The following is a 26,679-nucleotide window of genomic DNA, read 5'->3' as shown; positions in this document are numbered from 1 at the left end:
AGAATCGCTTCTAAATTCTTTTAATCCTGATTAAACCACAGTTGATCTTTATCATCAACGTCGCCATTATAATTGATTAGAATTTCATCTCCTGCTTTAATATCTGTGTAAGCATAGAAATCAAATGTGTGATTTTTAAAATTAATCTCATACATTGCATTAGGTTCATAAGAATGATTAAACAACATTCCATAACCAAGAAGGATTGCAGATTGGCCTATCCCATACTCAAAAGCGTAATCAGCGAGTATGGTTTTCTCAATGTATTGATGCTCGTCGTTCGGATAAGAAATGACAGGTGCTTCATGTAAAAGTTCTCCTTTTTTGAAATCACATGTAGCAAATACCCCTCTATTGAATTCTCCATCACTTAATGGAGATGTTTTTACCTCTATCATGTTTGTTCGCCTACTCACTTTTAAAATATACTTTCTAACTATAACATTAATTTAGACATTGAGCTCATTATATTTAGCTATTAACCATTTTTGTGGTCAATTTAATATTAACCCCGAAACTATTAAATCAGAAAAAATCTTTGATAAATGGTGTTAATTCTATATTTTTAGTAGCTGTATCATTAACGAAATATTCATTATGGTCTACGCCAATCATAGTTGGTTGATATTTCTTTATCGCTTCTATCAGCTGATTAATCACGAACACGTCTAAATAATTGGTTACCTCGTCCCAAATAAATAATTCATTTTTTCCTAATAATGCGTTTGCTAAAAATACTTTTTTCTGTTCGCCAGCGCTCCAATTTTTAATTGTTTTATTTGAAAAACTGGAGCGCTCTATACCTAATTTAAGTTGCCAGGTTTTAAAACAATTCCGAATTGTCTTAGAACCTGGCAACTTTCTTATTGCCTTGTAATCGCAACTGCGGATGGTCTTGGAATCTCACCAAATTTCCACCTGCTAGACGGATTATTAACATCCACACTCTCTTCACCTGATGCTGGACAGACATAAATAGTGTTTCACCATCAGGAGCCAACCATGTCCCTGTTAATTCCGCTTGTACAGGTGCAGATGCAAATTGCATTCCTTTACCACGATAAGGTCCTTCTGTTGAAATCATATATAATCTGTTGTTACAGAATGGTCTATACGCTCCTTTATTGTTCTTATCAGAAGCGATATCAGTGCATACCCAATGGTAAAACATCAAGTTATTTGGACAGGCAAAACCAGTTTGCGGCCCTCCAGATTAAAAAATTTCATATCCAAATGAGGTACTCTCATGGTTATTGTCTTCTGGAAACATTCGATATATCTGTCCGTAATAGTTTCCGTGCGCAATGTTATTTGTGAAAGCAATAAATACAGAGCAATCCTATGGATGAATATCAATATCCTCCGGACGATCCATAGGGGTCCTCCTACAAGCTGGCACCACTGTAAACAACAATACGACCGTATTTCCCAAGTGTCATCACTACATTCTCGTGAGTGAACCTACTGAGCATCGAATGTTTTTTTGGAGTTGATTTAGGTTCATAAGCGGCGATTTCAACCGCCCACCCGTAGTGAGTAGGATTTTGAGCTGGAACTCCTGCTGTTTCCGACCAGTTCTGCATTATTTCCGCATAATTATATTTTCCAGAAAAAACCATATCACAAAGTGTTTTTCTCCCCGAAAGGTTGGCAAATATACCGATGACATGAGTAACCCCACCTACTGCTCCATTCCCTTTAGCTGTACCAGTTAAATTGATTGGCGTATCGGCAGTGATTCTTCGATTAAATGGATAACCTTTCACTATTGTCCATATACCATCTACTGCTTTACGGGTATGATGAACAATAGACTACCTTTAATATCAAAATCGACCTGATTTTATTGTACTTTTACAAGTAGAAGAGGCCACCTATTAGGCGACCTCTTCTACTTGTAATATACTTTCTTCATTAAATAAATTAAGGTTGTACTTATGATTTTAATCTAACTTCGTTGGACTTTTTGTGAAGAAACTTACAATAAACATAACTATTATATTACTAAATAAAGCTATGACCCCAATGTTTAAATCTTGAATAACACTTGGCAGGGATGGAAATAGACTGGCCATTGTTGTTTTAGTAAATGTGACAAACAGAACAATCGTCACGCCTACAAACATTCCAACTCCAGAACCGTATTTTGTAATTCCGTTTTTCTTTCTTAAGCTCAAGTATAGTGAAGGTGCCATTTGTGTAATTAAACTAAAAGAAGTTAAATATAAAGTTGCAAGTGTATCACTTCCACTCATTGAGAAGAATGCACACACGATTGATAATAAAACAACGAATCCTTTTGCTGTGATAGCTTTACTTTTATCAGAGATATTAGGCTTTAATGGTGCAATCACATTCGTTGTAATCATTGTTGCCGCTGACATTAGCATCATTGATCCAGGAACGAGAGTAGCTAATAATCCTGTTGCCCCAATAATACCGACAAACCATGGATCGAATGTCTTCATGGAAATTTCTAATAACGCCAAATCTCCACTCTTCAAACCTGGAAGCTCAACAACTGCTGTAAATCCAACGAAGTATACAAACAAGACCATTAGCGCGTAAATCGGAAGCAATACTGCATTTAATCGAAAGGCTTTTGCATTTTTTGAAGCATAAATTGTAGGTGCATTATGCGGCCACATAAAATAGGCAAATGCACTAATGGCAACAGTTGATATAAACCAAGAAACACTTAATCCTTTCTCTGGCAAGGCTAATGCATGAGGCTTAAGTTCATTAACCGCTTGGAACAATCCCCCTAAACTGCCATGGTAATGGACCGGTAAGTAGATCCCCAAGAAGACGATAACGAAGAGAATTAATACATCTTTAACCGTAGAAGTCCACGCTGACCCATGAATTCCTGAGACCATAACGTAAACTAATAATCCAATCATACCAACCCAAATGGCTACAGTAGAAGGAATGGCACCGTAGGAAGTAGCCGATACTAATATCCCCATTGATTTAAACAGGATCGTGATATAAGGAATTAGTGCTAAAACACCCACAATGGCTACAAATACTCCAAGTCCTTTACTGTTATATTTTGACGAAAAGAACTGGGATTGTGATACGATATTATTTTCTTTCGCGTATTTCCAGATAGGTGGTAATATCCAGTAGGATGTCATGGTACCTAAAGCTGTAAAGGCTAGTAAATAAAATGCTGCGGCCCCATTATTAAAGGCAAGACCACTTGTTCCCAACAATGTAAAAACCGAATAAGTTTCGCCAGCTAATAATATGAAGACGAAAATTCCACCAAAACCGCGGCCACCAATAGCCCATTGTTCCATGCTCATGTCTTTTCCGCGCTTTGCCATAAGCCCCAATGCGATACTGAGAATCAAAGATAAAGTTATAATTACCAGTGCAATATTCATTCTTCCCCCTCCTTATTTAGAGGATCTAAACGATAAATGATAAACATGATGATTGAACTCATAACTGCCCAAAAAATAATCCAAAACAAGAAAAATGGTATACCCAATACATAGGGTTCAATTCTATTTACAAAAGCCGCGCCGCCTAATATTGCGATAAAAGGCAATACAGCAAGTAAGTAGTATGGCTTCATATTTTCACCTTACCTTTCAAATATCGTGCGGTTAATATAGTGCGAAGTCAGATGGAGTTGCTTCTCCATCTGCTTGAACGCACTATAGTGTAGAGAAAATGTTAATTAGCTGCGGATCCAGGGACAAACTTACCGTAACCAGGACCTTTGGTTACGTTTTCTCCATCGAATACTTCTTCTCCACGTAAAATAGTAGAAATTACTTTACAATTTAATTCTTGTCCATTAAATGGAGTTAACTTCGAAAACGATTTAAAAGAATTTTGGTCGATAACTGTCTTTTGTTTCGGATCAATTACTGTAAAATCAGCATCATATCCTACACTGATCTGTCCTTTTCCAGGTATTGAGAATACTTCTGCTGGATGAGTTGACATTAGATTTGCAAATTCATTCGGTGTTAACCTTTCATTTGAAACGGTGCTATTGAACATTAACGGTGCCATAATTTCAACCCCAGGTAGGCCTGAAGAAGCAAGGAAAATATTATCGTTCCCTATCTCTTTTTGCTCTGCACTCCATGGGGCATGATCGGAGGAAATCAAATCGATGTTTTCTTCTTCGATATGTTTCCATAATCCCTGGACTTCCTCTTTTTCTCTTAATGGAGGATTATTTTTTGCAATTGGTCCGTATTTATCTAAATCATCCACATCCATCAATAAATATGGATAACATGTTTCACATGTCACTTTTACCCCTTGGGCCTGGAACAATTTAATCATGTCTATTGTTCTTGGGTGACTAACATGAACAATATGGAGTTTTACATTTGTCCAATATGCGAATTCCATTAATTTCAATACAGCGCTTGTTTCTGTAACAGGTGGACGTGTTTCGTTATGTGCTTTAGGGTACACTTTTCCTTCTTTTTGATATTCATCAATCAAATCTACAATGATTTCATCGTTTTCTGAATGAAAAGCAGCACGAAGTCCAGTCTGTTCGATCAGCTTCATCGCTTTCAATATCTCAGGATCAGGAATTCTTGGAAAACGGTAAGTATCCGTTTCAAAAGTGGACATTTTAAAAGCAATTGCCCCAGCTTCTGCTAAAGGAATAATTTGGTCTGTTCCATTCGTCTTCGAAATGGTTCCCCATAAACAAATATCAACAACGGCTTCTTCCTCTAGCTGTTTAACTTTCTTTTTAAACTGATCAACATTGTTAACCGGGTTCGGCAAATCATAGGGCATGTCTAGGAATGTAGTTATACCGCCTGCTGCTGCGGAAGTACTCGTTGTCACAAATCCTTCATTAGGATTACTGAAGCAATGTACATGTACATCAATCATTCCTGGAAATACATAAGCGTCTCCATAATCTTTAACATCATCAGATTGCAGATGGCCTGTTCCTTCATGAATACTGACTATTTTTCCTTCTTTGATTCCGACTTCACCTTTAATTACTTTATCTTTCAATACAATATTCCCTTTAACAACGCTCTCAACTTGCTTCATTACATTAACTCCTTTTATAATTGTTTTTCAATTTTTTCAATTGCATTTTTAATGGCATCTACAATTTCTTGGCTATCTCTCTTTGCTACTCTTTCCTTTGGTCCTGCCACACTTAAGGATGCAACCAGTTTATGATCACTATCAAATATCGGCATACCATATGAGATAACACCTTCATCAATTTCACTATCTGAAAATGCATACCCTTTTTGACGAACACCCTCTAAATGAATTAACATCTCGTCCAAATCCATTATTGTTTGTTCTGTATGTTTTATCATGTTTCCATTTTTAAATATTTCTTCAACAAATAGGTCTCCCATATAGGCCAATAAAGCTTTGGAAGAAGCCCCACCGTATAAGGGAACTATATTCCCTTGTTCAGAAGAGACTTTTATTGGATGCCCTGATGGAACTGCACCTAAACAGACGGCTTGCAAATTTGAAGGAACCAATAAAATCGAAGTTTCTCCTGTTGTACGTGTCAACTCTCTCATTGCCTCATGAGAAATGACTGGGAGATTAGTATCCATTTTCACTATTTTGGCGAACTTTAGAAAGATGTAACCTAAACTATACAGACCTGGAGAGTATTCAATAAGATAACCTTTTTCTTTCAATAACCTCATATGTCTATACACTGAACTTTGTGGCTGCTGTAATCTTGCTGCAAGTTCAGGAACTGTTAGTGCCCTTGTTTCAAAATCAAATTGTTCCAAAATATCCAAGGTTTTTTCAGCGCTCAATAATATACTCTCCTTTTTCAAATTTTCAATAGATCGCCAATTGAATTATCATTATTTGATAATTCGTTATCTATAAATGATAATATACACATAAAACATCTGTTTTGCAAGCGCTTTTATTCTGAAATATCAATCAACAAAATAACCCATTAATTATATAATCATAATTAATGGGTTATTTTACGTTCTATTAAATTACAAAAACTAGGATTTATTACTCTTTTCGGAAAAAGCCAACACAGCATTTAGCAATACCTTTGTACCTAAATATAAATCTTCCTTCTCCGCCCATTCTTCCGGACAATGACTTCTGCCAGCTTTGCATGGTATGAATATCATCCCAACAGGAGCTAGCAATGACATTTGATTTGCATCGTGACCAGCCCCACTAGGTAATTCGATAACTTTATTAGTAATAGAATTACTTGAATCACTTAATAACTGTTTAATCTCATCACTGATGACTATAGATCCTGAACGAGAGACATTTTCAGTTTTCACAATCACATCACGTTTTAATGCAATGTTTTTTACTTGTGATAAAAACTCACTCCCCACTGCATCAATTGCTTCTTCAGATATGCTACGAATTTCAACTGTGAATTCCACTCTACCAGGGATTACATTTGATGCGTTAGGAAAATTATTAAACACTCCGACTGTACCCACAACAGGCTGATCATACTTTCTATTTGCCACACTCTCTAAAGCAAGAGTCATCTCAGATGCTGCAGTAAGGGCATCATTTCTCATATCCATGGGAGTTGTACCAGAATGATTTGGTAATCCATCCACTATGACTTTATAGCGCTGAATTCCTACAATCCCAGTCACAACTCCTATGTTTGCATTTCTTTTGAGCAAAACAGGTCCTTGTTCGATATGTAATTCGAGGTATAATGCGATTGAACCTTTCTCTCGCTTACATTGTTTTATGTGAGCAGGGTCTCCACCCGCATATGAAATTGCATCCGCTAAAGATTGCCCATCCGGATTTGTGTATAACAGCATTTCTTCAGTTAAGTTACCGGACCATGCCCGACTTCCAACTGTAGAAAGCCCATATTCTGATGGTTCCTCAGCTGTAAAATCCACAATTTCAATCGTATGTCTAGTCGAAATATTATTTTCCGTTAACGCTCTTACAATTTCTAATCCCGCAAGAACTCCCGCAATACCATCAAATCTTCCTCCATTTGGAACCGTATCAGTGTGAGAACCAATCACAATGGGAGGTAAATTAGGCTCTGTTCCAATCAATCGTCCAATTACATTGGATGCTTCATCCACCTTCACTTCTAAACCAATGTCTATCATTTGATTTTTCAACCATTCGCGTCCTTCGTTATACTTTGCAGTAAAAGATCTTCTTGTCCATGGTTGGTTTTCCACTGTTATTGATGCTAAATCATTAATCGTTTTCCATAATCTTTTTTTATTTATTAAATCCATTTTCTCACCTCGTTAATTTTTTTAAAGCTGAATATCAATCTTGCATTCATATAGTTTAAATACTCTGAACATAACAGATGAGTATGTACCGTTTTAAGTAACAAAACCTTAATTAATGCGCTACTATAAAGCCTTCAATTTTTTAACAACTAAATGTTGAGCATTATAGCATGTACAGTCGTGAAGACTTTCAATTTCATCCACCAGTTCATAGTCATAACCGTAGCAATCCAAAATAACATAGCTTGGGGAATGTAGTTTGATTTCTTTGGTTAACATATCAAGAACACTTTGAGATTTTGGAGGAACTACAACAAATCGTTTGTTTCCTTTTAAATTGGCCCATTTCAATTTAGCCGATGTTAATTGTTCCTTAATCGGAAGAAATATGATAGTTGTATCATGGTTATTTATCTCACTTGCTTTTTCACAAAGTTCCTTGATCGGATAAATGATTCTGGTTTCATCAGATGTGGACTTAAATTCACTCATACACAACAGTGCAATGGCATCAGATGAGGCTTCATATTGTCTAATCAACTTATCTACTCTATCTTCAATACATTCGTGACTTATATTCGATGTCCCATTTTTATGGACAACATATAATTTTTCTTGACCAGGAACTTTTTCCAAATTTATAATTTCATCTTCTGAAAAACCATCTAGTGCACCAATCATTTGTATGTTTTGAACACCCCCTTTAATAAATGCTTTCATCAAATCTTCCCTAGGTGTTTGGCCTATTGTTATTAAAGTGAACATATCTCATCTCCTACTTTTTGTCGTTCCTGCAACAGATGTTGTATTCCCTACTGAAGCATGATAGAGATATTACCTAACTATATCTAGGTTGTCAATTCGATTAGAAGTGTGAAATAATGACTCAAGATATAAAGTTGCCGAGTAAAATAAGCCAAATTGAAACCAACATTTGCACTTTTAATTATAGTTTTTTCACAAAGTTCTTAAGTCTTATTATCACAAACTACGAATTTCCTTTCCTCTTAGTTAGAGTCACACCTTGAATGAAGGTTGAAGGGTCCTCCCATTTGCGAGAAAATTAAATTATGTAAATTCAGTAGGATTAAAAAGATGAATTCTGGATTATACAGTATTCATCTTTTTAATGGTATGAGTATTATTAGAAGGTTTACAAGGACACAAAAGGTCTCCGAAAATAAACGGCGCCTGCAATTTGATCGCTCAATTAGGGAGATTATGATTCTGTCTATACAGATTATGCGGTATCCTATAGATAACATTTTGAAACTGTCTTATTTAAGTGTTCAAATCCTCTTGTTTTCTACTTTGTTATTACTATTTACCAAATTTGTAAGATTAAAAATCATATAAAATCATTAAAAAATGGTGTTAATTCTATATTTTTAGTAGCTATATCATTAACGAAATATTCATTATGGTCTACACCAATCATAGTTGGTTGATAATTCTTTATCGCTTCTATCAGCTGATTAATCACGAACATGTCTAAATAATTGGTTACCTCGTCCCAAATAAATAATTCATTTTTTCCTAATAATGCGTTTGCTAAAAATACTTTTTTCTGTTGGCCATCGCTCCAATTTTTACTTGTTTTATTTGAAAAACTGGAGCGCTCTATACCTAATTGATATAATAGATGCCAATATTCTTCTTTTTCTTCTTTCGTAGATAATTGATTTATCGATGAGGAATAATCTAAATCCGCTTGATTTTTTAGGCTTAGTATCGATAGATTTTCAGGTAGATTTATTCGATATTCACCTATTGTTTCTAACTGTTCTGTTCCAAGTATAAAATTTAACAGTGTAGATTTACCGACCCCATTTTTCCCCTCAATAAAGAATCGATCATTAGGATATACATCTATATTGATAGGTTCAAATAAAGGTATTCCATTTCTCAAAATGGAAAAATCACGAAAGAACAAAACCTGTTTTCTTGGCTGTTCAACTATCATTTTAAGGTCTGACACTTTTTCGATGTTGTTTATAAGACTTTTCTTTTCTTCAATCATCGATTCTGTTCTTTTTTCGATTGCTTTCGCTCTCTTCATTTGTTTCGCAGCCATTCGCCTTGCAGAGGCATCTTTTGTACTATTCTCTTTTTTCATCCCCCAAGTACTCACTTGTCTTGAAACATCATTAAGCCGTTTAATTTCCGTTATTAGTTCGGCATTCTTTTCCTCAGAAAGCATATCTGCATTTGCTTTTTCGTATTTCCACGTATCCACATTGCCGCTAACCACGTCAATCGATTCTTTATTAATCGCTAAAACATGATCAATGAATTGATTTAAAAAAGACTCATCATGACTAATTATGATAAATCCCTTTTTATTTTTTAAGTATTGCCCAACGATTTTTCTGCCATGCAAATCTAAATTATTTGTCGGTTCATCCATTAATGGAAATGAATTTTCACTCAAAAATAGCTCAATCAACAAGAGTTTTGTTTGTTCCCCACCACTTAATACATTAAATTTTTTATTCAATATGTCATGCGATAAATCCATATAGCTTAACTCACGTTCAATTTGCCAAATATCGATATGCGGATTTTGTTTCAGTAACACTCCTAAAGCGGTTAAATTTTCACTAATGTCTGGATATGAAGGGAAGTATTTGAAATCTAATGTTGACTGTATAGACCCCTCATAATCCAGCTGATTTAGAAGAATTTTTAATAAGGTTGTTTTTCCTCGACCATTCCTTCCAACAAGACCTAATTTCCAACTTTCATCGATATTTAAATTTACATTTTTAAAAAGCGGTTGAATCATCGATACATATTTAAAATTCATATTTTTTATAAGAATATTACCTGTCATGAAGATCACCTCTAATAGGAGAGGAAACAAAAAATCCTCCCATTTTTTTGGAAGGATTAGTCAATATATGTTTTCATTTATGCATAACAAATACACCTATTATTAATGTACTAGGTACTTCGAAATATGGTAAATGAGCAGACTAATCCTATTTTGTAAGTAAATGTGTATACATTTATACTAAAAATAGAATTAGTTTAACATTGGCCACTCATCATCCCTTCAAGTTATTACAGTAAAATAACATAAAGTATATTTAAGCGTCAAACTATATTCAGTTGATTCCTAAAATTTTATCAATATTGATCTACCTATATGTTAATTGCTCTGTACTTTAATGAAACTTTATCATAAATGAATTCTAGAAAAGGACTATCAATTTAACTTATGATAGTCCTTTTGAATATTCTCCAATTCATTTATTTTTTTTTCAAAATCCAACCCTTCTATTAACCTACTTTATTCTTCTTTTCCTATTTCATTTGCTACTTTATTTATTCTTTCTAGCATTGGCGGATGGGAATATCGAAACCATTTTACGAGTATTGGAGGGTTCACTTCACTTAAACCCGCCTTTGTAAGCTCTTGAAAAGTGCTGACAGCTGCATCTGGGTCGGCCACTAACTCCATTGCGTAAAGATCGGCTCTAGTTTCTTGATATCTAGAAATATAATTTGAAAGTGGACTTGAAGCGAATAAAAGAAAAGAACTAAAAAGTAAAAACAATGGTAGCGAATGAACAGCATTTATTCGTTGAATTTTTAAGATACCTCCAAAATGAGCTATGACCCAAGGCATTAGTTTTGCTGTTAACCAAAGTCCTACAAGCATAGTAATGAGATAACCTGCGATTCCGAAATATATATGTTTCTCAACATAATGCCCCATTTCATGCGCCATAATGAAGAGAATTTCATTTTCTGATAATCGGTTTAAAGTAGTATCCCATAAAACAATTCTTGCATTGCTTCCAATACCTGTAACATAGGCATTTAATGCGTTTGTCTTTTCCGCCATATTTACTTCATATACATGTTCTGTTGGAATATTTGCTTGCTTAGCAAGCGAAAGAATTTCCGTCTCTAATTCTTTATTTGTTAATGGATAGAAATCATTATATAAAGGGTCGATTACTACTGGTTTTATAAACATGAGAAATATGGAGAATGGAATCATTAATAACCAGGCATTTAGCCACCATTTCTTTGTATTTATATTAATAAGCCAATAAAGTACAGTCACAATCACAACAGCTATTAAGAAGTTAACCCAAAATTCAATGACGTTATCCCGCATCCAAGAATTGAAACTTTGGGTACTGATTTCATAGTATTTACTCAAATAATATCGGTAATAGTTTAAAGGAAATAAAGCGATGAACGTAATTAACGATAATAAAAATACATAGATTGCATTTTGAAATATTACCCATTTCTTTTGCAAAGTGATCCATCTTTCAAATGCTTGAGAAAGCCCCGTAGTGAGTATAAATAAATAGACAAGCCATTCAAACGGTGTTGCAACAAAGAATAGGTAATTCCTAATTTTGGAATACTCCTCACTAAGATACAATTCACGCTCCGACATAAAAACGGACGGATCTGCAACTGTTCCTTTGAAAGCTGCTGGTATACCTCCACTTTCACTATGGAAGATATAAAAATACATCGCTAATGCATACATTCCAAATAGTATTAGAGCTCTAATACCCCATTTTTTTGTCAATTTCCCTTCACCTCGATTCACAATCACTTACATTTAGTGTAATCAAAAACAGAAAAGATAGAACCATTTTCTTCAATACTTTCTCTTTCAAGATTTTAAGGTTTTTGTTTCTCCATCTATCCATTGTGTGTTGGTCTTCAACCTTAACTTCAACACTCTATCCGTTAAACTTAATACATCACGATAAATTGTATGAACTAAATATTTGTTAAAAACGATTTGATTTTCTATTGCTTAATTTTAGGAACTTTTTAGAATGAATTGCTAAATTACCAGAAAGTAATAACCCTGTTATAACTAATAAGGTCGCTATAAGATCATTCATTGTAATAGATTCATTTAGAAAAATAGCAGCTAATACATACCCAAAAATTGGAGTCATAAATAACCAGTTATTAGCCCTTACCGCATCCTGTTTCAACAAGTAAAACCATAATAACATCGTAGCGATTGAAATAATAAACACTAACCAAATTAAAGATCCAAGTAGATAATAATCCATTTTTATGAAATAACTATCTTTTTCGAGAATATAGGTTATTGGGATCAAAACAACTCCGCCAATTAACACTTGCCAAGTATTAATAACAATATTCGGAAGACTTAAATTGGATTTTTTATAATAAACACTTCCAATTGACATTGAAACCATTCCTAGTCCTAATATAAGCAACCCAATTCCTTTTACTTCGTTGCTTGTGAAAGAGGGCCAAGTGGCTATTAGCAATCCAATAGCAGCAACAATCATTCCCAACCACTCTTTTAAAGAAACTTTTCTTTTTAGCCATAGGTAAGAGAGAATAGCAACGATAAAAGGATTTGTTGTAACAAATAAATTAAATAAACCAGCAGAAACATAATTCAATGCCCAAAAGGTTGCACCCAAATAAAGCGTCGTATTCAATAACCCTAAAATAATTAGTGGAAACCAGTCCTGCAACTTCGGCCAAGGATATTTTCTATTAAACAAATAAACATAAAGAAAAAGCAATAATCCTGCCATTAAAAATCGAGTGGTTGCCAATAACATGGGAGTGGTAGAATACAATCCAAATTTTGTTGCTATCGCTGCAGATGACCATAAGAATGTGAAAAATAATCCCATAACTGTTTTCATACTTTCGCTCCTTGCTATAGATCTTTGACCTTGGTCATATACCAAGCCAATATCTAATTTTCACATAAATGAGATGAGCGTTTTTTCCGAGAATCTGATTTATTTAACTAAATGTCGTATATTAGTATTTCACTAAAAAATTTTTGAATAGCTTATTTTCTAGTTTCTCAAATTGTTCTTTCGAAATTGGCTTGGTGTTACCTTCTCATATTTTTGAAATATACGTGTCAAGGACGATTGATGTTCAAAACCTACTTGGATAGCAATATGTAAAATCGGTAAATTTGTATTGCAAAGTAATTCTTTTGCTTTATTTATTCGTACTTCCTGTATATATGCAGAAGGAGATTTACCAGTTTCTTTTAGAAACCATTCCGAATAATAGGAACGGTTGTAGTTTTCAATTGATGCAAGGTCTTGCACGGTAATGTTTTCATTGTAGTGTTCATGTATGTACATAATAGATTTAGATTGTTGTTCATGAAATAGATATCGAGAAATATAGGGATAGAGCTCTTTTAGAGCAGATCCATTTAAAGATTTTTGTTCTATTTCATTCAAAATTAGATATCGTATCCCTTTCCATTGGTTATTTACCTGACAGGTTATTACTCTATTCTGTAACTCGCTACCAGTAAACATAAAAGTAGGGATATCTAAAATTATAAACTCGTTTCTTACATCTGAATGAAATCTATGAAGGCATTCAGGAGGTATGAAAAATATCGTTTCAGGATCTAGTAAAAGTTCCGTTGTACGCGCCTCAATAGAAAGTTCTCCTTGAATAGGTAAGATTAACTGGCCATACCGATGAATATGATTTTCGCTATTAGTTGTATAAGTTCTCCGTTCTGCTACAATTTCATTAATTTGTTCCATTACTATTCCCTCCAAGCATAAATCTTCAACTAGTTCCACATAACCTATTCCTAAAACCTACTATTTTCGTATATTTTCCATATTATCACAACGCTTTTTTCTCTTCCATTTGTTCATGAAATCCAAGATTGGATAATTTACCATGCTCATATTAAAAGAACGTTGTACATAAATCTGAATATTCACTAAATACAAATATTCTTTTTAACATATGCCCCTCTTTGTCAGCTTCTTCATAAGATTGCTTACTATTTAATTAATTTATCATCACTATTACAATCACATTACTAATCCTCATATTATTTATTTCTAAGTTCTAGATCTCCGTGATAATCATAAAATAAATAGATTCTATCTTTTAGAAACTAGTTTTAAAGAATAAGGGGGATAAGAAAATGTTTGCCATTCATTTTTTCGAAAATAATACTCGAGTGTTAAATCAAGCTTTGCGACGGATTCCTACTATTGATGAGGAAATAAAAATAAAAGGTCGAAAAGGCAAAGTTATTAATGTTGAGAAGTTGGAAGAAAACACATTTCATGTATATGTAGAGTTTGAAAAACTAGTTGATAAAAATAAAGCTGCTACGAAGGAACTTGGGAAGAAGAAAAAGAGATAATTCTTCTAAAGGAATGACAATTAATAAAGGACTTCATAATCGAAGTCCTTTTCTTCATCTCGAATAACCCAATACCTTTCCTTGTATTCTTTCGATCGGTAACAAACCGAAATCTTTGCTGTCTGTCCCCCGCCACCACTGATCCACTAATACAAATACCGTTCCTTCGTCTACTTTAATGGGATTCAGATCCGTTTTAAAGTAACTTTTCACCCAATCAATATCCTCTACTCTGCTTAGATCTGCTTTTTCGAAATATTCCTCTTCTGTAGCCCCTGTCATTGTTGCCTCCCCATAAAAGGTATCCAATCTTTTATAATTTATATAAACGTGACCATACCTTATCATGACTGTCTCTCCAGGCAATGCGACAACCCTACCTAAATAATCTTCCGGAATCATTGGATTCTTTTTAGTTTCTGACTCTAGCATTTTATAATAAAGGACATCACCTCGTTTAAGAGGATCATAATTTGGATCTACCACTAAATCACTATGCGCAATTGAATTATAATCGAGATTTCCTCTGTCCATTGCGTCAGAACCCCATACTACCATTAAGTGATGGTCTTCTGGTGTTACTTTCTCAACTTCCGGGGACGTTGCGTCATCAGTAATGGTTTCCAACTGTGGGGAACAGCCAGCTAATAAAAGACTTAGGAAAATAATCATTCGCTTTTTCAAATCATCATCTCCTTTATTCTATAATACTCCAGTATTAACCAATCACTCTTGATATTATTGAATTTTCTGTGAATATTTTAAAAGTGAAAAAAGCCGCTTCTATAGATATTTATCAAGACTTAACAAAAAAAGATAGAAAAATTAAAGGACACTACATATTAGATATGACTAATATGTAATGTCCTTTTTTCTTCAACTAACACACCACTTTAGTTGAAGAAGGAATATTTATTTTGTAAAATTTAGTTATCATTATTCAACTCATTTATTTCAAACCAGGTTCTTAACTGTTCTGCATAGTTTAGCCTTTCCTCTGAAGAACTTAAAATACCGTCGGTTCGATAAAGATCATCATCATAATAGCGTGGATAAACGTGTAAATGATAATGCCAAACATCCTGACTTCCCCCAGGTTCGTTGTGTTGTCTAGTGGAAATACCATCGCATTTGTAACACTCCTTTAATGCGTAGGATATCTTCTGTGCCAACTGATGAATTCGTGTAGCATATTCAATGGGTAAGTCGAAAATATTTTCAAAATGTTTATTCGGGACGATAATTACATGGGCTTTATTATTTGGCCACCACAATGTTGCGATTAACGCCGTTACATAGTCATCTTTATACACAATATCTTTCTGTTTAGATTGGATTAGCTTGTCTTCTTCATCCTCAATACCTTTTACTAAAAGACAAAAAGGACAAACATAGCCTTGTGGCATATGCCTATATTGAATCATATTATTTACCCCTTTTAATAAAATTATTGTTCATTCTTCTTCAACTAACCTGCTGCTTAGTCAAAAAAGAATAAAGAATTGCCTAAGAAACCCATCACCTTTCTCTAAAGAACCTCGATAGAAAAATACTCAAAGTGAATTTGATATATTTAAAATGCCATATAGCATTAGTAGAAGTCCTAAATAAAACAAACTTGATAATCCTGTAACAAAATCAAAAAACTCCATCCATTTTTCCTTAACAGAATCAGCTTTCTTTATCTCTGGTATGTAAAAACACAACGCAATAACTATACAAATAACTCCTGTACTCAATGATAATACACCTATCTTTAAACCTACCTAGTTTATGTTTTTAAAGATTATAATCCAATAAAATTTACAATCGCTTGTTCAACTAAACTGCTGAGTTAGTTGAACAAGGGTAAATGGAATTATTCTATTATATATTTATCAATTTCACTAAAAGGAAAGTAATGTTTTAATTCAGATTTATTTATATTAAGCTTTATCGCCTTATTAGTGAGAATATACTCCATTTGGTTCACCCCATCATGTGCATAATAGATATATTTTACATATGGTTCATCTTCAAAAACTACAACTACATAATATGGAGGCAATTTTACTCCGTATATTCCTTCAACAGATTTTATCTCTTGCTTTTCATATCCCTTTTCATCCACAAGATAACTAGTCACTCTCTTTTCATATTCAGTTTTTGTGTTTTCTATTTTCAGATGTATAAAGAAAATTCCACAGATAAGCACAAGAAACATGAGTAAAATTATTATTACTTTCTTACTCAAAATCTCAACGTTTTTAAACATAAAAACACCTCTTGTCTTGTACCATTCTTCATTACATTCATTATTTCCTTCTTCCCTAATCTGCATCGTTAGTTGAAGAGAGTCCAATAGTGTAAAAGAATCAATGATATTGATAAGCTCATTTCCTTCTAACTTTCCTTTAAAATACATTTGTGAACCAACTAGCATAAAAAGTAGCTATTCCAATTAAACCAACAATCCTTTAATCTCAAAAGAATTTATCAGGAGAAACAATGTTAGTATCCACATATACAGTAAGAACTTACTTAACATTTCAAAACGTATGGAAGAACGAGAACTTCTTAGATTTGGATGGTTATCACTTGATTCTATCCCTTTTCAAGGACTTTTTCTTTACGTAAAATTTGAGTTTTAACATTTAAAATAATTTAATATTTTTTAGTGAAATTAATGCAATGCTAGAGATACTAATCACATTAGTCCAATTCCATTCATAATTTCAACATAATATATTTTTAAGGATGTATTTAAGTAATCCTTAATCTTATTGTAGGAGGTGAAAATATATGAGTGAAGGTTCATATGAAGGAAACTATAGCGGAGGCGGTAGTCACATGAATAATAACTTTGCATTGGTTGTCGTATTGTTTATTCTCCTTATCATCGTAGGCGCTGCTTTTCTGAGTGGTAGTGGTTACTAATCTCTATGTGGTGAATAATATTTGATATTTTCCACTGCATTAAGTATTACCACCACGAATAATAAGGATAATGGGCAGGTTCATGCAATCTGCTCATTATTATGGATAATTTTCTTAGAGAAAAATATGAGAACAATATGTTGGAAATGTTTAGAGTGAACTAAAAGAATATTCAACTATAGAAAGGAGGGATATTATGGAACCGTTTGTTATGAGAAATATGGGCCGCCGGATTATGGTGAGAGATAGAAGGGGCAGAAGACGCATCGGAATGATTGATGGATTTGTCCCAGGAAGAGGAATGTTTATACGAAATCGCTTTAGAAGAGAATTTATTCCTTTTTTCTTAATCGCAAGTCTATTTTTAATATAAAATTAATTTAGAGTGCGATTAGTACTACCTCTATTTCACCTTCATGATGGTGTTTATTAGTATTTAGTAATCAAATAATTCACCTACAACTATGTTGTTCTTTTATTGAACCTGGTTGTAGGTGAAATAAAACTTAGTGCTCGTCATTTTGGTACACTATATTAATCAGAATAGTAAGGATTTCCACAAAAAAGTTGCACGATCTTTAGAGTATAATTGAGAAAAACAGGAAATGAAAATGATTCCATCCTCTATTCATTAAGATTAGTCTTTCTTCAAAAAAGTTCCTTAATAATTTCGCAATGCCTAGTACCGAATATAATTGTTTCCCATAAACACTCTATATTCTTAAATTAACATTCATCAAAATGGAATCAATAAAACTATATATCCAGATTTACCTCGTGATCTGGTTTCTTAAACTAGATAAACCTTTATAGTTGTTTAAAAAGATAAACATAAAAAGTCGATCCCTCTTTAGGTAAAGGGATTCGACTTTTTAGATTGAAAATTTATTTCGTTTTATCAGCTAATTCTTCCAATGCATTAGTAAGTTGATCGTTCAATATTTTTAATGCTTCCTTATCAAGTTCAGCAGCTTCTGATCCTGCAATCGTTGGATCAAGATAGTTTTCAATTTTTTCATAAAGATCTTTATTTTCTTTTTTAACATCATCTTCAAATGTTTTCCATTGGTCTTCTAATTTTGGACCAACTTCTTTCACCTTTTCTTGGTCTCCATTATCAATTGCTTTTGACAATTGAGTAGTGGTATCAAGCATTTTATTGACACCGTCTGTTACTTTACTATTATTAGACCCACATCCTGTTAATACTAATACGGTTCCAAAAACTATTGCTAAAATTGTTGAAGTTAACTTTTTCATGATAATGCCTACTCTCTTTTTAACTATTATTGTTTGTTGAAATCACTTTTTTTTAATTTGTTTAAGTAAGATGATACATGCTGCCCCTAATACTAAAATCATTTGAGGAATGGTGCTTTCCCATGAAGGATATAGAGCGAAAAAATTTAAACTTGGTATATTTGGAGCATTAGTAGTTGGAATCAATCCAGCTAATTGTAAACTATGAATACCCATACCAGTGAATTTAACACAAAGGTAAAAAACAATTACACTAGAGACCATGAAGAACGGTCGAAGTGGTAATTTTAACCCGACAAATATCATCAAATAGGCTAAAATTCCAAGTATTACTGCACCTATTAGAAAGCCTAACAAAAGAGATTGTAACTTTATTTGACTTGCCATTCCAATATAGAACAAGACCGTTTCTGTTCCTTCGCGAAACACTGCTAGAAAGGCAAGAACACCTAACGAAACGAGCTTTCCAGTTGTTAATGCTGTTTGACTTTTTTCACGAATATAGCGATTCCAATCCGCGATATTCGATTGACTGTGAAGCCAATAACTCATATATAACAACATTACAGCTGCAAATACCCCAGTCCATCCAGCAATTAGAGCATTATTATTACCAAATGCGCCAGATGAAATCACAAACTTAACGATGAGAGCAAGAATTATACTAACTCCCAAACCTCCTAGAACTCCAGTCCAAATCCATCCTTTTCCTCTTGCTTCGCCTGATTTTTTAACGAAAGACATAAGTGCAATTACAACAAGTAATGCTTCTAAACCTTCACGAATGAGAATCATAGCTGCATCCCAATAAGTATATTCTGATTTGTTAGCTAAGGGAGTTAGATATTCTACCATATTATTAATAACTTTATTTGCCTGTTCATATTCAGGAGGATTGGCCGCAAGCATGGCTTGAACTGTTACCAAGTCTCTTTCTGAATCATTATAAACTGAAGCAGATTGTGCAACAACTACTCCCTCTACACTTAACCAGCTGCTACTAGCATTTTTAATGCTTTTAAGAGCAAGACCTTGATTTTTTTCATTTATTTCATTTTTGGTTTGTTGAAGAATTAGAATAAAATCATCTAAAGAAATGTCTTCTTTCTTAAAACCAGAATCTTTTGGATACCCTCCGTTAGCTACTTTTTCATTAACTGCTTTTAAACCTTGTAGAGCCTCTAAAACTTGGTCCTCTTTTTTTAATGTAAAGGCATAAACTACCTTTCCCATATTCGATTCAATATCTCGATAAGCCGCAACTGAATCAGCTTTGATCCCTTCCTCAATCTCTCTCCAGGTCTTATTAAATTCATCATAAGCTTTTTTTGAATCTAGAAGATTCCCTTTCGAAGCGAGATCAATCGCTTTATCAATTGATTCTTCTGCCCTCTTTATATCCTCACTGGAATTTCCTGTTGCTAATGTAGGTGTATGTACAACGAATCCAAATATTAATAGAAGGATTGAAATCTTGAATAATAGATTTTTGAACATAAGCTAACTCCTAAATTATATTAGTATAATTGATAACGATTTTCAATATCATTTAACTGTTAATTATTCTATTTTAAATGATAATGATTGTCAATCTTAATTTTATATAAGCTTCATAAACGTGAATATCCACCGTAGCCTTTTCACAGCAGCATAAACTCTCATAAATCGCATCCATAGAATATTAAGCTAAGGTGAAACATTGTTTGAAAGAAAAACACATAACAAATAGAAATTGCACTATATAGACGGTTATCTTACTATTTCTTTATAATAAAAAACGACCAACTCATTTAGGAGAAGGTCGTTTTTTTAGAAGAGGAGATACAAAATGGGATTGAGAAGATATTATTTTTACCTACTTAATTAGTCATCTCTCTAAAATCGTTTATAAAATAGACAAGTAAATTGCCCAACGAGTAATAAGTGATGTTGTCCAAGCTGAAACTTTCTCGATTAATTCAAATAATCTGCATCATTTTTTGTTTAGTATCTCATAAAAGTTGCTCCGACAATAATTAATAAGATAAACAATACTACAATTAACACGAAGGTTGACCCGTTGTTACTGTACCCACCATAGCTTTCACCACATCCATACATAATTTATCCACTCCTTTCCTAATGATATTTATAGATTATGAAAAGATTATGTTATTAATAAGGTAATTTATCACGTATCGAAGAATTAAATTGGTTGGGTTTTATGGTGTAAATTTAAACTAAGGAAATAATTTAGGGAGCTATTTTTAGTTAGACTTTCAAGTAAAATGATAAAGCCCCACCCACAATTAAGTGAGCAGGACTAATTATTATTTACATTTAAATCGTTCAAGCATTGGATCAGCATGTACTTTGGCTGCAGCCCGTAGTTTTACGTATCTCAATGTTACTCTACGACTGTTATTGTCCCACTATACATATTCATCCCACATGTATAATGATACACTCCAGGATTTAGCGATTTTATCTTAATATAGTTATTTGTGTTTTCCTTTAATGAAACATTAAACCCGAGTTCATCAGATATAATGATACCAGTACAACTAAGTTCTTTTGTTTTAAAGTTAATAATTGCTGATGTTCCAGCTTTTATGATTAGATTATTAGGTGTGTATCCAGTTGGGGTTACAACAACTTCATATATCTCATTGCTTACAGATGCATAATTAATATCCTCAATAGGTTTTTCACTAGCATTTGAAAAGATAGGACCCTTAACGAATACAAGAGCACCTATGAATACCAACAGAGCAATTAAAACAATAGGTTTCGCTACTATTGGTTTTTTGTTAAAATTTTTTTGTTTGTCTTTTTTGGTTTCTTCATCAATTAAACGAAGAAGTAATAAAGTTACCAAAACAAACACAACATCAATAAAGTAAATCATTAATTCTGCAGATTTTGGCTGTAACATAACTCCTAGCATAGAACCCATCATTCCACCCATAATACCTGCAACTACTCCATCTACTGAAGCCATAAGGGACACGGGTCTTCCATTTAAATACCCCACTACCATTCCTATTAGTACTGCTACTATTGTAGGCATGGTTATATCTTTATTTTGAATAAAGGTACCTAGTATAGTCCCAAGAGAAATACTCACCATCATTGAGTTTGACATAGATATCATCATTCCAACCATGTTTGAAATCCGGTTTTTATTCCTGAATGTATAATGTACAACATAACATGATAATAGAACAATTAATGTAATACTTATCAATAGTATCATCTTATTTCCTCACTTCGTCTCTGAGTATGTTTCATCAAGTTTAATTTCAAACTATAACTATTATAGGTATTAATAGTTAATGTAACAATGGAGAATTTGTGACTGTTAACAATTCATTCGTGATATACATCTTAGCTGTAACCTTATACCAGCGCTTCTTGCGAAACTTATTTCAAATCATTTTCGGTCTCAAAAGGGTCTCTCATGAGCCATCAAACTTTCAGAGGGGATTTTTTTGTTTCCTTATTAATATGTAAATAACCTCCGCAAGATACCATCACTGAAATTCTCTTTCAATAAAACACGCACATTAGTTCCTTTTTTCAAAGTAGGAATATTATATGTTTACTGAAAATGAATAATAATACTTCTAGTAGAAATAGAAATTGCGCGATGAATGCGGTTACCTCACAGTATTATTACTATAAAAAACGACCAACTCATTTAATGAGAAGGTCGTTTTTTTTAGAAGAGGAGATAAAAAATGGGATTGTAACGATACTATTTTTACATACTTAATTAATCATCTCTCTAAAATCGTTTATAAAATAGACAATTAAATTGCCCTACGACTAAAAAGTGATGTTGTCAAAGCTGAAACTCTCTCGATTAATTCAAATAATCTACATCATTATCTCATAAAAGTTGCTCCGACAATAATTAATAAGATAAACAATACTACAATCAACACGAAGGTTGAACCGTTGCCACTGTAACCACCATATGATCCTTCACCACATCCATACATAATATACCCCCTCCTTTCCTATTGATATTTATAGATTATGAAATGATTATGTTATTGATAAGGTAATTTATCATGTATCGAAGAATTAAATTAGTTGGTTTTTTTGGTGCAAATTAAAATTATTATTTACTTAAATCGTTCTAACATTGCTTTAGAAGGATTTTCGTATTTGATAAGCTCAGTAATCTTATTCATCCACATGCCACCTCGAACATTATACTGCCCTCCATATAATTAAAAAGAAGGTATGAAATTAATTTTCATACCTTCTTAAAATAACTTTACAATCAGAAAATCAACCATAAAAATCCCTAAATTATTTCAATCTTTAATAGTCGATTTCCATCCTCTTTTTCTGTCATATCTCAAACGGATTTTGAAGTAAGATTTGACGAACAGATGATTCGTTGATACAATTTCACCATCAAATAGGAAGAGGATGATGACGATGGTTCGTCGTTTGAAACGGTTTAAGAATGTCGCTACGGTATTAAGCTTCTAAGTAAAAAAATGATATATACTACTTAGAAGCGAGGAAAAAATAATGAAACAACAACGATTTAACCACTGGTCTGAAATTAAGTATCTAAAGGATATTGTCACAAACCCATTGATTGAAGTCGGGGAATACTCCTACTATTCTGGTTATTACGATAATCATGATTTTGAAGATGGTTGCGTTAGGTACCTATGGGGAGATGAAAAATCAAGAAAGTTATTTAACCCCATCGAATCACATGGTTGGCATTTAGATAAGTTAATTATAGGAAATTACGTATGTATTGCAAGTGGAGTAATTATTTTAATGGGTGGAAATCACAATCATCATCCTGAATGGATTACCGTATATCCGTTTGAAGAGCAGATCGAAAATTCTTACTCACCAAAAGGGGATACAATCATCGAAAGTGATGCCTGGATTGGCATGAATGCAATGATTATGCCTGGTGTAACAATAGGGGAAGGTGCCATTGTTGCAGCTGGATCGGTTGTTGCAAGGGATGTACCACCTTATACGATAGTAGGCGGTAACCCTGCTAAAGAAATAAAGAAACGCTTTACAGACAAAGAAATAGAAAAATTAAAGGAAATGCGATGGTTCGATTGGGGACGTGAGACAATTGAACTGGCCAATCATATCTTGTCAAGTTCTTCTATTAATCAATTATATGACTTTTATCAAAGGGAAATAAAACATAACGTTTAATTTTAGATCTCCTATTGAATATAAACGAATAAGTTTTATAAGCCATAATCCCTTCTTAATTGCAAATTAAGAAGGGATTTATTTATAGTTTAATGAGCGTTGTGATCATATCTTGCTTGTATGAATTAATAAAACAAGATATATACAAGGCATTTAATACTGGTACTTTAGCTATTGTGCAAGTAATGCTAACTTGCTTTTAGATGGTGTTTCGTATTTTACTTGTGTTGTCTTCTGAATGTAACTTCCCCCACCGACACCATATAAACCGCCATGATTACTATTATAGCTATAAACTCGGTATTCCTCGCCTTTTTTCAAAGTACGGACCGTCGTCAATGAACCGTTGCTCTCCATTTTAACCAAGTTAGTGTTAGATAGAATAGTAACTTTACCTATTTGCCCTAATTTTAGTTCTGTTTTTCCCCACATAACTTTTACAGCTGGTTCATTTAACTTTTTCGTAATATAAGCAGAGGAAATATAACCCACTAACTTTTGATCTTCAGTTTTAACTGGGTACCATACAAATTGGTTTATGCTTGTCACAGATTGGTCAAATAAGAAATTTCCATCAATAATTAAGGTAGTATTCTTTGCTAAGGATTTTGCAACTGAAGAAGTACTTGGTTGTGACCTTAACTTTACAGTGTCTTTTGTTAATAATACCTTGTCTCCTTTTTGAAAGTGATATGCTGAAGCATGCATCTGATCCGTTAATGTATATTCCATGTTTCTGAATATAATATTTTCCCTACTGTTAGGGTCATATTCAAAGTCAGTTTTATTGAAAGGAAACTGCCCTAATTTCGTATCGCTTATATAACTATCTTTTTCTATAAACGCAAAAACATTTTCTTGATAGGCATCTAAATTCTTTAATCCACTGGACTGATAGAGAGGACTGTTACTAGGCTTTGTACCGTTATAAGCCATGACGGAAAAGTACCAATTTTCGATTATTTCTCGTCCTGTCCCTTTTATTTTTGGCAGATCTGTACGACGATACATGTTGCTAAGGATTTCAACGCCTGATTGAATATTGTAGTATACATCGTATTTTAATTTCTCTTGATCATAGCTTGGTTGATTGGTAATTTGCATAACACCTATCCCTTTATCTTTTGAGATTATAGGCTGACCATTCTCATCAAATTGTTTCCAACCACCATTTTCTTTTGAAGCCACAGCTTTAACAACTTCGGGAGGGATTTTTGCTTCTAAAGCCGCATTCGTAAGTAAGCAGTTCATATGCTGAAAAGAGGGATTTTGGTTTGGCTTAATGTCACCATATGATGAACATTTAGATGACCATGTTGACTCAGCGAAAGTTACTTCATAAGACCAAGTCATTAGCATTAAGCAAGTTAAGAATATTACTCTCATTATAATTGATTTCATTTATTCATTCTCCATTCATTGATTTTTTTGTATTTATAGTATATTTTACCATGATTGATAGATTAATGTTTTATTTAGTCTGAGGAACTTTAATTCGAGAGATTTAGAAATAGAGCTTACTCGAGTATTCTTCATATGTATGGAGATTTGAAAGTTTCTACTTATGACTTACTGTTGAAAGAAATAAAATCAAAAATATACATCCTTATACGAGTAAAAATGTACATTCTTATATACATATTTATAGTTTACCTTTTGTTGATTGGTGGGAAAACGTCGACTCCTAGGATTAGCAAGCAATTCAAGACCCTGGACTTGGCTAGAGAAAAAAATTTTGCGTCTAGCTTGCGCAGGAGCATAATCTTTTCTGCGACGAGCTTGCGCAGGAGCAAGGGAAGCGGCATTTGACAAACTATTGGCTGGTTTAGTTGAACAAGCAAAAGTAAAGAACATCCAATTATTTAAAATCAATCTTGCAAAATCGAGAAAAAAAATAAAGTGTAAAAATGCATATAACAACACCTAAAATACCAATTCTAAATTCATCTTTACTAATAGTAACTACCTTTAAAATATCAATATTAAATAAATGACCTATCAGAGAATATAATAGAATAACTACTGTTGCTATTAAATACTTATTTTTCAATTCTTCACCACAATTCTTTCGCAATAAATTTTTATTCAACTATACTTCATCTTTAGTTGAACAAGAAAAAAAGAGCTATAGTGCAACTCAACGATCTTCCACTATAGCACCAAGTAAGTTGAATAAGAAAATAAAACATCAACTCACTACTTTATTTAAGTCTAGATTAAACAATCGTGTTAATAAATCATCTAATTTACCTTATCTAAGATCCTTTAAAAAGTTTCCTTTGTTTCATATAGTCAATAGTCTTAGTGTTATTCTTTTGTTTAGAAACATATATTGCTTCGTTTAAATCTCTATAATAGCTATTTAATCTTTCTTCTAGAAGAATACCAACAGATATTGCTTTTTTTAAGTACATTACTTCACAAAAAATAGAATAACTTCCCTCTAAACCCATTGCCAAAAACTCACGAAATTTTACTTCATTTAACAGGAATCCACCACACAATAAGAATCATACTTATTATCCCCCAAGGTAGGGTTCCCACTATCCACCAAACAATGGATTTAGTTGAACTTTTCTTACTTTCCATATTTTTTTCATAGAAAAGAGAACAACAAATCCAATTATGATGAAACCAACAGTTATCCAAAATAATAAATCCACGTTATATCCCCTCTTTTTTGTGAATTACATTCCTAACCTGCTTACTAAAGCACCCCGTTAGTCAACCATGCAGCACAAAATAGTGCTTCACCACAGAGAATGAAAATGATTAAGAGTAGTCAATACTAATAGTCCAACGAAATCCATCGACTTATTGTTCGCCTTCACTTTTTTTGCGATCGAGCAGTGTCTTCATGTCATTTCTGTTCTTGAAGAAACTTACTTTCAT

The 26,679-nt window shown here is 33.2% G+C and carries 26 protein-coding genes and 2 pseudogenes; 4 read left to right on the top strand and 24 right to left on the bottom strand.

What is annotated here, in order from left to right:
• Positions 1-20: 20 nt before the first annotated feature.
• From ACFVR1_RS04910 to ACFVR1_RS04845, 14 genes and pseudogenes are all read right to left on the bottom strand, one after another.
• Positions 21-398 (bottom strand): SET domain-containing protein, encoded by a 378-nt coding sequence (locus ACFVR1_RS04910; protein WP_387581087.1) that lies wholly within the window; start codon positions 396-398, stop codon positions 21-23.
• 127 nt (positions 399-525) lie between these two features.
• Positions 526-858 (bottom strand): ATP-binding cassette domain-containing protein, encoded by a 333-nt coding sequence (locus ACFVR1_RS04905; protein WP_387581085.1) that lies wholly within the window; start codon positions 856-858, stop codon positions 526-528.
• Positions 845-1,183, bottom strand: a pseudogene (locus tag ACFVR1_RS04900) (alkaline phosphatase PhoX); the annotation flags it as partial. The pseudogene ACFVR1_RS04900 and the gene ACFVR1_RS04905, both read right to left, overlap by 14 nt.
• A 202-nt stretch (positions 1,184-1,385) precedes the next feature.
• Positions 1,386-1,811 (bottom strand): alkaline phosphatase PhoX, encoded by a 426-nt coding sequence (locus ACFVR1_RS04895; protein ID WP_387581245.1) that lies wholly within the window; start codon positions 1,809-1,811, stop codon positions 1,386-1,388.
• 132 nt (positions 1,812-1,943) lie between these two features.
• Positions 1,944-3,392: a sodium:solute symporter family protein gene (locus ACFVR1_RS04890; protein WP_387581082.1), complete on the bottom strand. Its 1,449-nt coding sequence runs from the start codon at positions 3,390-3,392 to the stop codon at positions 1,944-1,946.
• Positions 3,389-3,586 carry a DUF3311 domain-containing protein gene (locus ACFVR1_RS04885; protein ID WP_387581080.1) on the bottom strand — a complete coding sequence of 66 codons (198 nt, stop codon included), beginning with the start codon at positions 3,584-3,586 and terminating at the stop codon, positions 3,389-3,391. The genes ACFVR1_RS04890 and ACFVR1_RS04885 overlap by 4 nt, the downstream gene beginning before the upstream one ends.
• 101 nt (positions 3,587-3,687) lie before the next feature.
• A complete protein-coding gene (locus tag ACFVR1_RS04880; protein WP_387581077.1) occupies positions 3,688-5,049 on the bottom strand; it encodes a dihydroorotase in 1,362 nt (453 codons plus the stop codon).
• Between the two features lie 14 nt (positions 5,050-5,063).
• Positions 5,064-5,795: an IclR family transcriptional regulator gene (locus ACFVR1_RS04875; RefSeq protein WP_387581075.1), complete on the bottom strand. Its 732-nt coding sequence runs from the start codon at positions 5,793-5,795 to the stop codon at positions 5,064-5,066.
• 204 nt (positions 5,796-5,999) lie between these two features.
• Entirely contained in the window at positions 6,000-7,247 is a 1,248-nt protein-coding gene (locus tag ACFVR1_RS04870; RefSeq protein WP_387581072.1) for a M20 family metallo-hydrolase, read from the bottom strand.
• A gap of 123 nt (positions 7,248-7,370) precedes the next feature.
• Complete coding sequence (locus tag ACFVR1_RS04865; protein WP_387581069.1) at positions 7,371-8,012, bottom strand: AroM family protein; 642 nt, start codon at positions 8,010-8,012, stop codon at positions 7,371-7,373.
• A gap of 583 nt (positions 8,013-8,595) precedes the next feature.
• On the bottom strand, positions 8,596-10,080 hold the full coding sequence (locus tag ACFVR1_RS04860) for an ATP-binding cassette domain-containing protein (RefSeq protein ID WP_387581066.1): 1,485 nt from the start codon (positions 10,078-10,080) through the stop codon (positions 8,596-8,598).
• A gap of 459 nt (positions 10,081-10,539) precedes the next feature.
• Positions 10,540-11,805 carry a M48 family metallopeptidase gene (locus ACFVR1_RS04855; RefSeq protein WP_387581063.1) on the bottom strand — a complete coding sequence of 422 codons (1,266 nt, stop codon included), beginning with the start codon at positions 11,803-11,805 and terminating at the stop codon, positions 10,540-10,542.
• 208 nt (positions 11,806-12,013) lie between these two features.
• Positions 12,014-12,922, bottom strand: a complete 909-nt coding sequence (locus ACFVR1_RS04850; RefSeq protein ID WP_387581061.1) for a DMT family transporter — start codon at positions 12,920-12,922, stop codon at positions 12,014-12,016.
• Positions 12,923-13,081: 159 nt separating this feature from the next.
• The gene (locus tag ACFVR1_RS04845) at positions 13,082-13,801 is read right to left on the bottom strand and encodes a helix-turn-helix transcriptional regulator (protein ID WP_387581058.1); all 720 of its coding nucleotides are present in this window, start codon (positions 13,799-13,801) and stop codon (positions 13,082-13,084) included.
• A 395-nt stretch (positions 13,802-14,196) separates the two neighbouring features.
• Here ACFVR1_RS04845 and ACFVR1_RS04840 point away from each other — a divergent pair, with 395 nt between their 5' ends.
• Positions 14,197-14,421, top strand: a complete 225-nt coding sequence (locus ACFVR1_RS04840) for a hypothetical protein (RefSeq protein WP_387581056.1) — start codon at positions 14,197-14,199, stop codon at positions 14,419-14,421.
• Positions 14,422-14,475: 54 nt separating this feature from the next.
• Here ACFVR1_RS04840 and lepB read toward each other — a convergent pair whose 3' ends face one another.
• From lepB to ACFVR1_RS04825, 3 genes are all read right to left on the bottom strand, one after another.
• Positions 14,476-15,105 carry a signal peptidase I gene (lepB, locus tag ACFVR1_RS04835; RefSeq protein WP_387581054.1) on the bottom strand — a complete coding sequence of 210 codons (630 nt, stop codon included), beginning with the start codon at positions 15,103-15,105 and terminating at the stop codon, positions 14,476-14,478.
• Positions 15,106-15,347: 242 nt separating this feature from the next.
• On the bottom strand, positions 15,348-15,845 hold the full coding sequence (locus tag ACFVR1_RS04830; RefSeq protein ID WP_387581052.1) for an HIT family protein: 498 nt from the start codon (positions 15,843-15,845) through the stop codon (positions 15,348-15,350).
• Positions 15,846-16,279: 434 nt separating this feature from the next.
• Positions 16,280-16,825, bottom strand: coding sequence for a DUF3139 domain-containing protein (locus ACFVR1_RS04825; RefSeq protein WP_387581050.1), 546 nt, complete (start codon positions 16,823-16,825; stop codon positions 16,280-16,282).
• Between the two features lie 377 nt (positions 16,826-17,202).
• Here ACFVR1_RS04825 and ACFVR1_RS04820 point away from each other — a divergent pair, with 377 nt between their 5' ends.
• Together ACFVR1_RS04820 and ACFVR1_RS04815 are read left to right on the top strand one after the other, a co-directional pair.
• The gene (locus ACFVR1_RS04820) at positions 17,203-17,337 is read left to right on the top strand and encodes a YjcZ family sporulation protein (protein WP_387581048.1); all 135 of its coding nucleotides are present in this window, start codon (positions 17,203-17,205) and stop codon (positions 17,335-17,337) included.
• Between the two features lie 196 nt (positions 17,338-17,533).
• Positions 17,534-17,710, top strand: a complete 177-nt coding sequence (locus tag ACFVR1_RS04815) for a hypothetical protein (protein WP_387581045.1) — start codon at positions 17,534-17,536, stop codon at positions 17,708-17,710.
• A 512-nt stretch (positions 17,711-18,222) separates the two neighbouring features.
• On the opposite strand, the gene ACFVR1_RS04810 is transcribed toward ACFVR1_RS04815, so the two are convergent.
• The 5 genes from ACFVR1_RS04810 to ACFVR1_RS04790 form a co-directional block, all read right to left on the bottom strand.
• Positions 18,223-18,597: a hypothetical protein gene (locus ACFVR1_RS04810; RefSeq protein WP_387581043.1), complete on the bottom strand. Its 375-nt coding sequence runs from the start codon at positions 18,595-18,597 to the stop codon at positions 18,223-18,225.
• A gap of 42 nt (positions 18,598-18,639) precedes the next feature.
• Positions 18,640-20,094: an FTR1 family iron permease gene (locus tag ACFVR1_RS04805; RefSeq protein ID WP_387581040.1), complete on the bottom strand. Its 1,455-nt coding sequence runs from the start codon at positions 20,092-20,094 to the stop codon at positions 18,640-18,642.
• 486 nt (positions 20,095-20,580) lie between these two features.
• Positions 20,581-20,697, bottom strand: a complete 117-nt coding sequence (locus tag ACFVR1_RS04800) for a YjcZ family sporulation protein (protein WP_387581038.1) — start codon at positions 20,695-20,697, stop codon at positions 20,581-20,583.
• A gap of 286 nt (positions 20,698-20,983) precedes the next feature.
• The gene (locus ACFVR1_RS04795) at positions 20,984-21,832 is read right to left on the bottom strand and encodes a cupredoxin domain-containing protein (RefSeq protein WP_387581035.1); all 849 of its coding nucleotides are present in this window, start codon (positions 21,830-21,832) and stop codon (positions 20,984-20,986) included.
• A gap of 631 nt (positions 21,833-22,463) precedes the next feature.
• Positions 22,464-22,580, bottom strand: coding sequence for a YjcZ family sporulation protein (locus ACFVR1_RS04790; protein ID WP_387581032.1), 117 nt, complete (start codon positions 22,578-22,580; stop codon positions 22,464-22,466).
• A 544-nt stretch (positions 22,581-23,124) separates the two neighbouring features.
• On the opposite strand from ACFVR1_RS04790, the gene ACFVR1_RS04785 reads away from it, so the two are divergent.
• Positions 23,125-23,787 (top strand): CatB-related O-acetyltransferase, encoded by a 663-nt coding sequence (locus ACFVR1_RS04785; RefSeq protein ID WP_387581029.1) that lies wholly within the window; start codon positions 23,125-23,127, stop codon positions 23,785-23,787.
• 171 nt (positions 23,788-23,958) lie between these two features.
• On the opposite strand, the gene ACFVR1_RS04780 is transcribed toward ACFVR1_RS04785, so the two are convergent.
• Together ACFVR1_RS04780 and ACFVR1_RS04775 are read right to left on the bottom strand one after the other, a co-directional pair.
• Positions 23,959-25,188, bottom strand: coding sequence for a transglycosylase SLT domain-containing protein (locus tag ACFVR1_RS04780; RefSeq protein ID WP_387581027.1), 1,230 nt, complete (start codon positions 25,186-25,188; stop codon positions 23,959-23,961).
• 1,077 nt (positions 25,189-26,265) lie between these two features.
• Positions 26,266-26,450: pseudogene (locus tag ACFVR1_RS04775) on the bottom strand (hypothetical protein).
• Positions 26,451-26,679: the final 229 nt, after the last annotated feature.

This window comes from Psychrobacillus sp. NPDC058041 (genome assembly GCF_042885655.1).
Lineage (GTDB): Bacteria > Bacillota > Bacilli > Bacillales_A > Planococcaceae > Psychrobacillus.
The sequence above is the reverse complement of the archived record's forward strand: the minus strand, read 5'-3'. Positions and strand labels throughout refer to the sequence as shown.

What these genes read in the sequence shown, in the direction of transcription:
- ACFVR1_RS04820 (WP_387581048.1), top strand. Translation starts at nt 17,203, where the DNA reads ATGAGTGAAGGTTCATATGAAGGAAACTATAGCGGAGGCGGTAGTCAC.
- ACFVR1_RS04880 (WP_387581077.1), bottom strand. Translation starts at nt 5,049, where the DNA reads ATGAAGCAAGTTGAGAGCGTTGTTAAAGGGAATATTGTATTGAAAGAT.
- ACFVR1_RS04795 (WP_387581035.1), bottom strand. Translation starts at nt 21,832, where the DNA reads ATGATACTATTGATAAGTATTACATTAATTGTTCTATTATCATGTTAT.
- ACFVR1_RS04840 (WP_387581056.1), top strand. Translation starts at nt 14,197, where the DNA reads ATGTTTGCCATTCATTTTTTCGAAAATAATACTCGAGTGTTAAATCAA.
- ACFVR1_RS04890 (WP_387581082.1), bottom strand. Translation starts at nt 3,392, where the DNA reads ATGAATATTGCACTGGTAATTATAACTTTATCTTTGATTCTCAGTATC.
- ACFVR1_RS04860 (WP_387581066.1), bottom strand. Translation starts at nt 10,080, where the DNA reads ATGACAGGTAATATTCTTATAAAAAATATGAATTTTAAATATGTATCG.
- ACFVR1_RS04845 (WP_387581058.1), bottom strand. Translation starts at nt 13,801, where the DNA reads ATGGAACAAATTAATGAAATTGTAGCAGAACGGAGAACTTATACAACT.
- ACFVR1_RS04785 (WP_387581029.1), top strand. Translation starts at nt 23,125, where the DNA reads ATGAAACAACAACGATTTAACCACTGGTCTGAAATTAAGTATCTAAAG.
- ACFVR1_RS04870 (WP_387581072.1), bottom strand. Translation starts at nt 7,247, where the DNA reads ATGGATTTAATAAATAAAAAAAGATTATGGAAAACGATTAATGATTTA.
- ACFVR1_RS04825 (WP_387581050.1), bottom strand. Translation starts at nt 16,825, where the DNA reads ATGTATTTTAAAGGAAAGTTAGAAGGAAATGAGCTTATCAATATCATT.
- ACFVR1_RS04810 (WP_387581043.1), bottom strand. Translation starts at nt 18,597, where the DNA reads ATGAAAAAGTTAACTTCAACAATTTTAGCAATAGTTTTTGGAACCGTA.
- ACFVR1_RS04910 (WP_387581087.1), bottom strand. Translation starts at nt 398, where the DNA reads ATGATAGAGGTAAAAACATCTCCATTAAGTGATGGAGAATTCAATAGA.
- ACFVR1_RS04790 (WP_387581032.1), bottom strand. Translation starts at nt 22,580, where the DNA reads ATGTATGGATGTGGTGAAGGATCATATGGTGGTTACAGTGGCAACGGT.
- ACFVR1_RS04815 (WP_387581045.1), top strand. Translation starts at nt 17,534, where the DNA reads ATGGAACCGTTTGTTATGAGAAATATGGGCCGCCGGATTATGGTGAGA.
- ACFVR1_RS04885 (WP_387581080.1), bottom strand. Translation starts at nt 3,586, where the DNA reads ATGAAGCCATACTACTTACTTGCTGTATTGCCTTTTATCGCAATATTA.
- ACFVR1_RS04830 (WP_387581052.1), bottom strand. Translation starts at nt 15,845, where the DNA reads ATGATTCAATATAGGCATATGCCACAAGGCTATGTTTGTCCTTTTTGT.
- ACFVR1_RS04800 (WP_387581038.1), bottom strand. Translation starts at nt 20,697, where the DNA reads ATGTATGGATGTGGTGAAAGCTATGGTGGGTACAGTAACAACGGGTCA.
- ACFVR1_RS04805 (WP_387581040.1), bottom strand. Translation starts at nt 20,094, where the DNA reads ATGTTCAAAAATCTATTATTCAAGATTTCAATCCTTCTATTAATATTT.
- ACFVR1_RS04850 (WP_387581061.1), bottom strand. Translation starts at nt 12,922, where the DNA reads ATGAAAACAGTTATGGGATTATTTTTCACATTCTTATGGTCATCTGCA.
- ACFVR1_RS04865 (WP_387581069.1), bottom strand. Translation starts at nt 8,012, where the DNA reads ATGTTCACTTTAATAACAATAGGCCAAACACCTAGGGAAGATTTGATG.
- ACFVR1_RS04780 (WP_387581027.1), bottom strand. Translation starts at nt 25,188, where the DNA reads ATGAAATCAATTATAATGAGAGTAATATTCTTAACTTGCTTAATGCTA.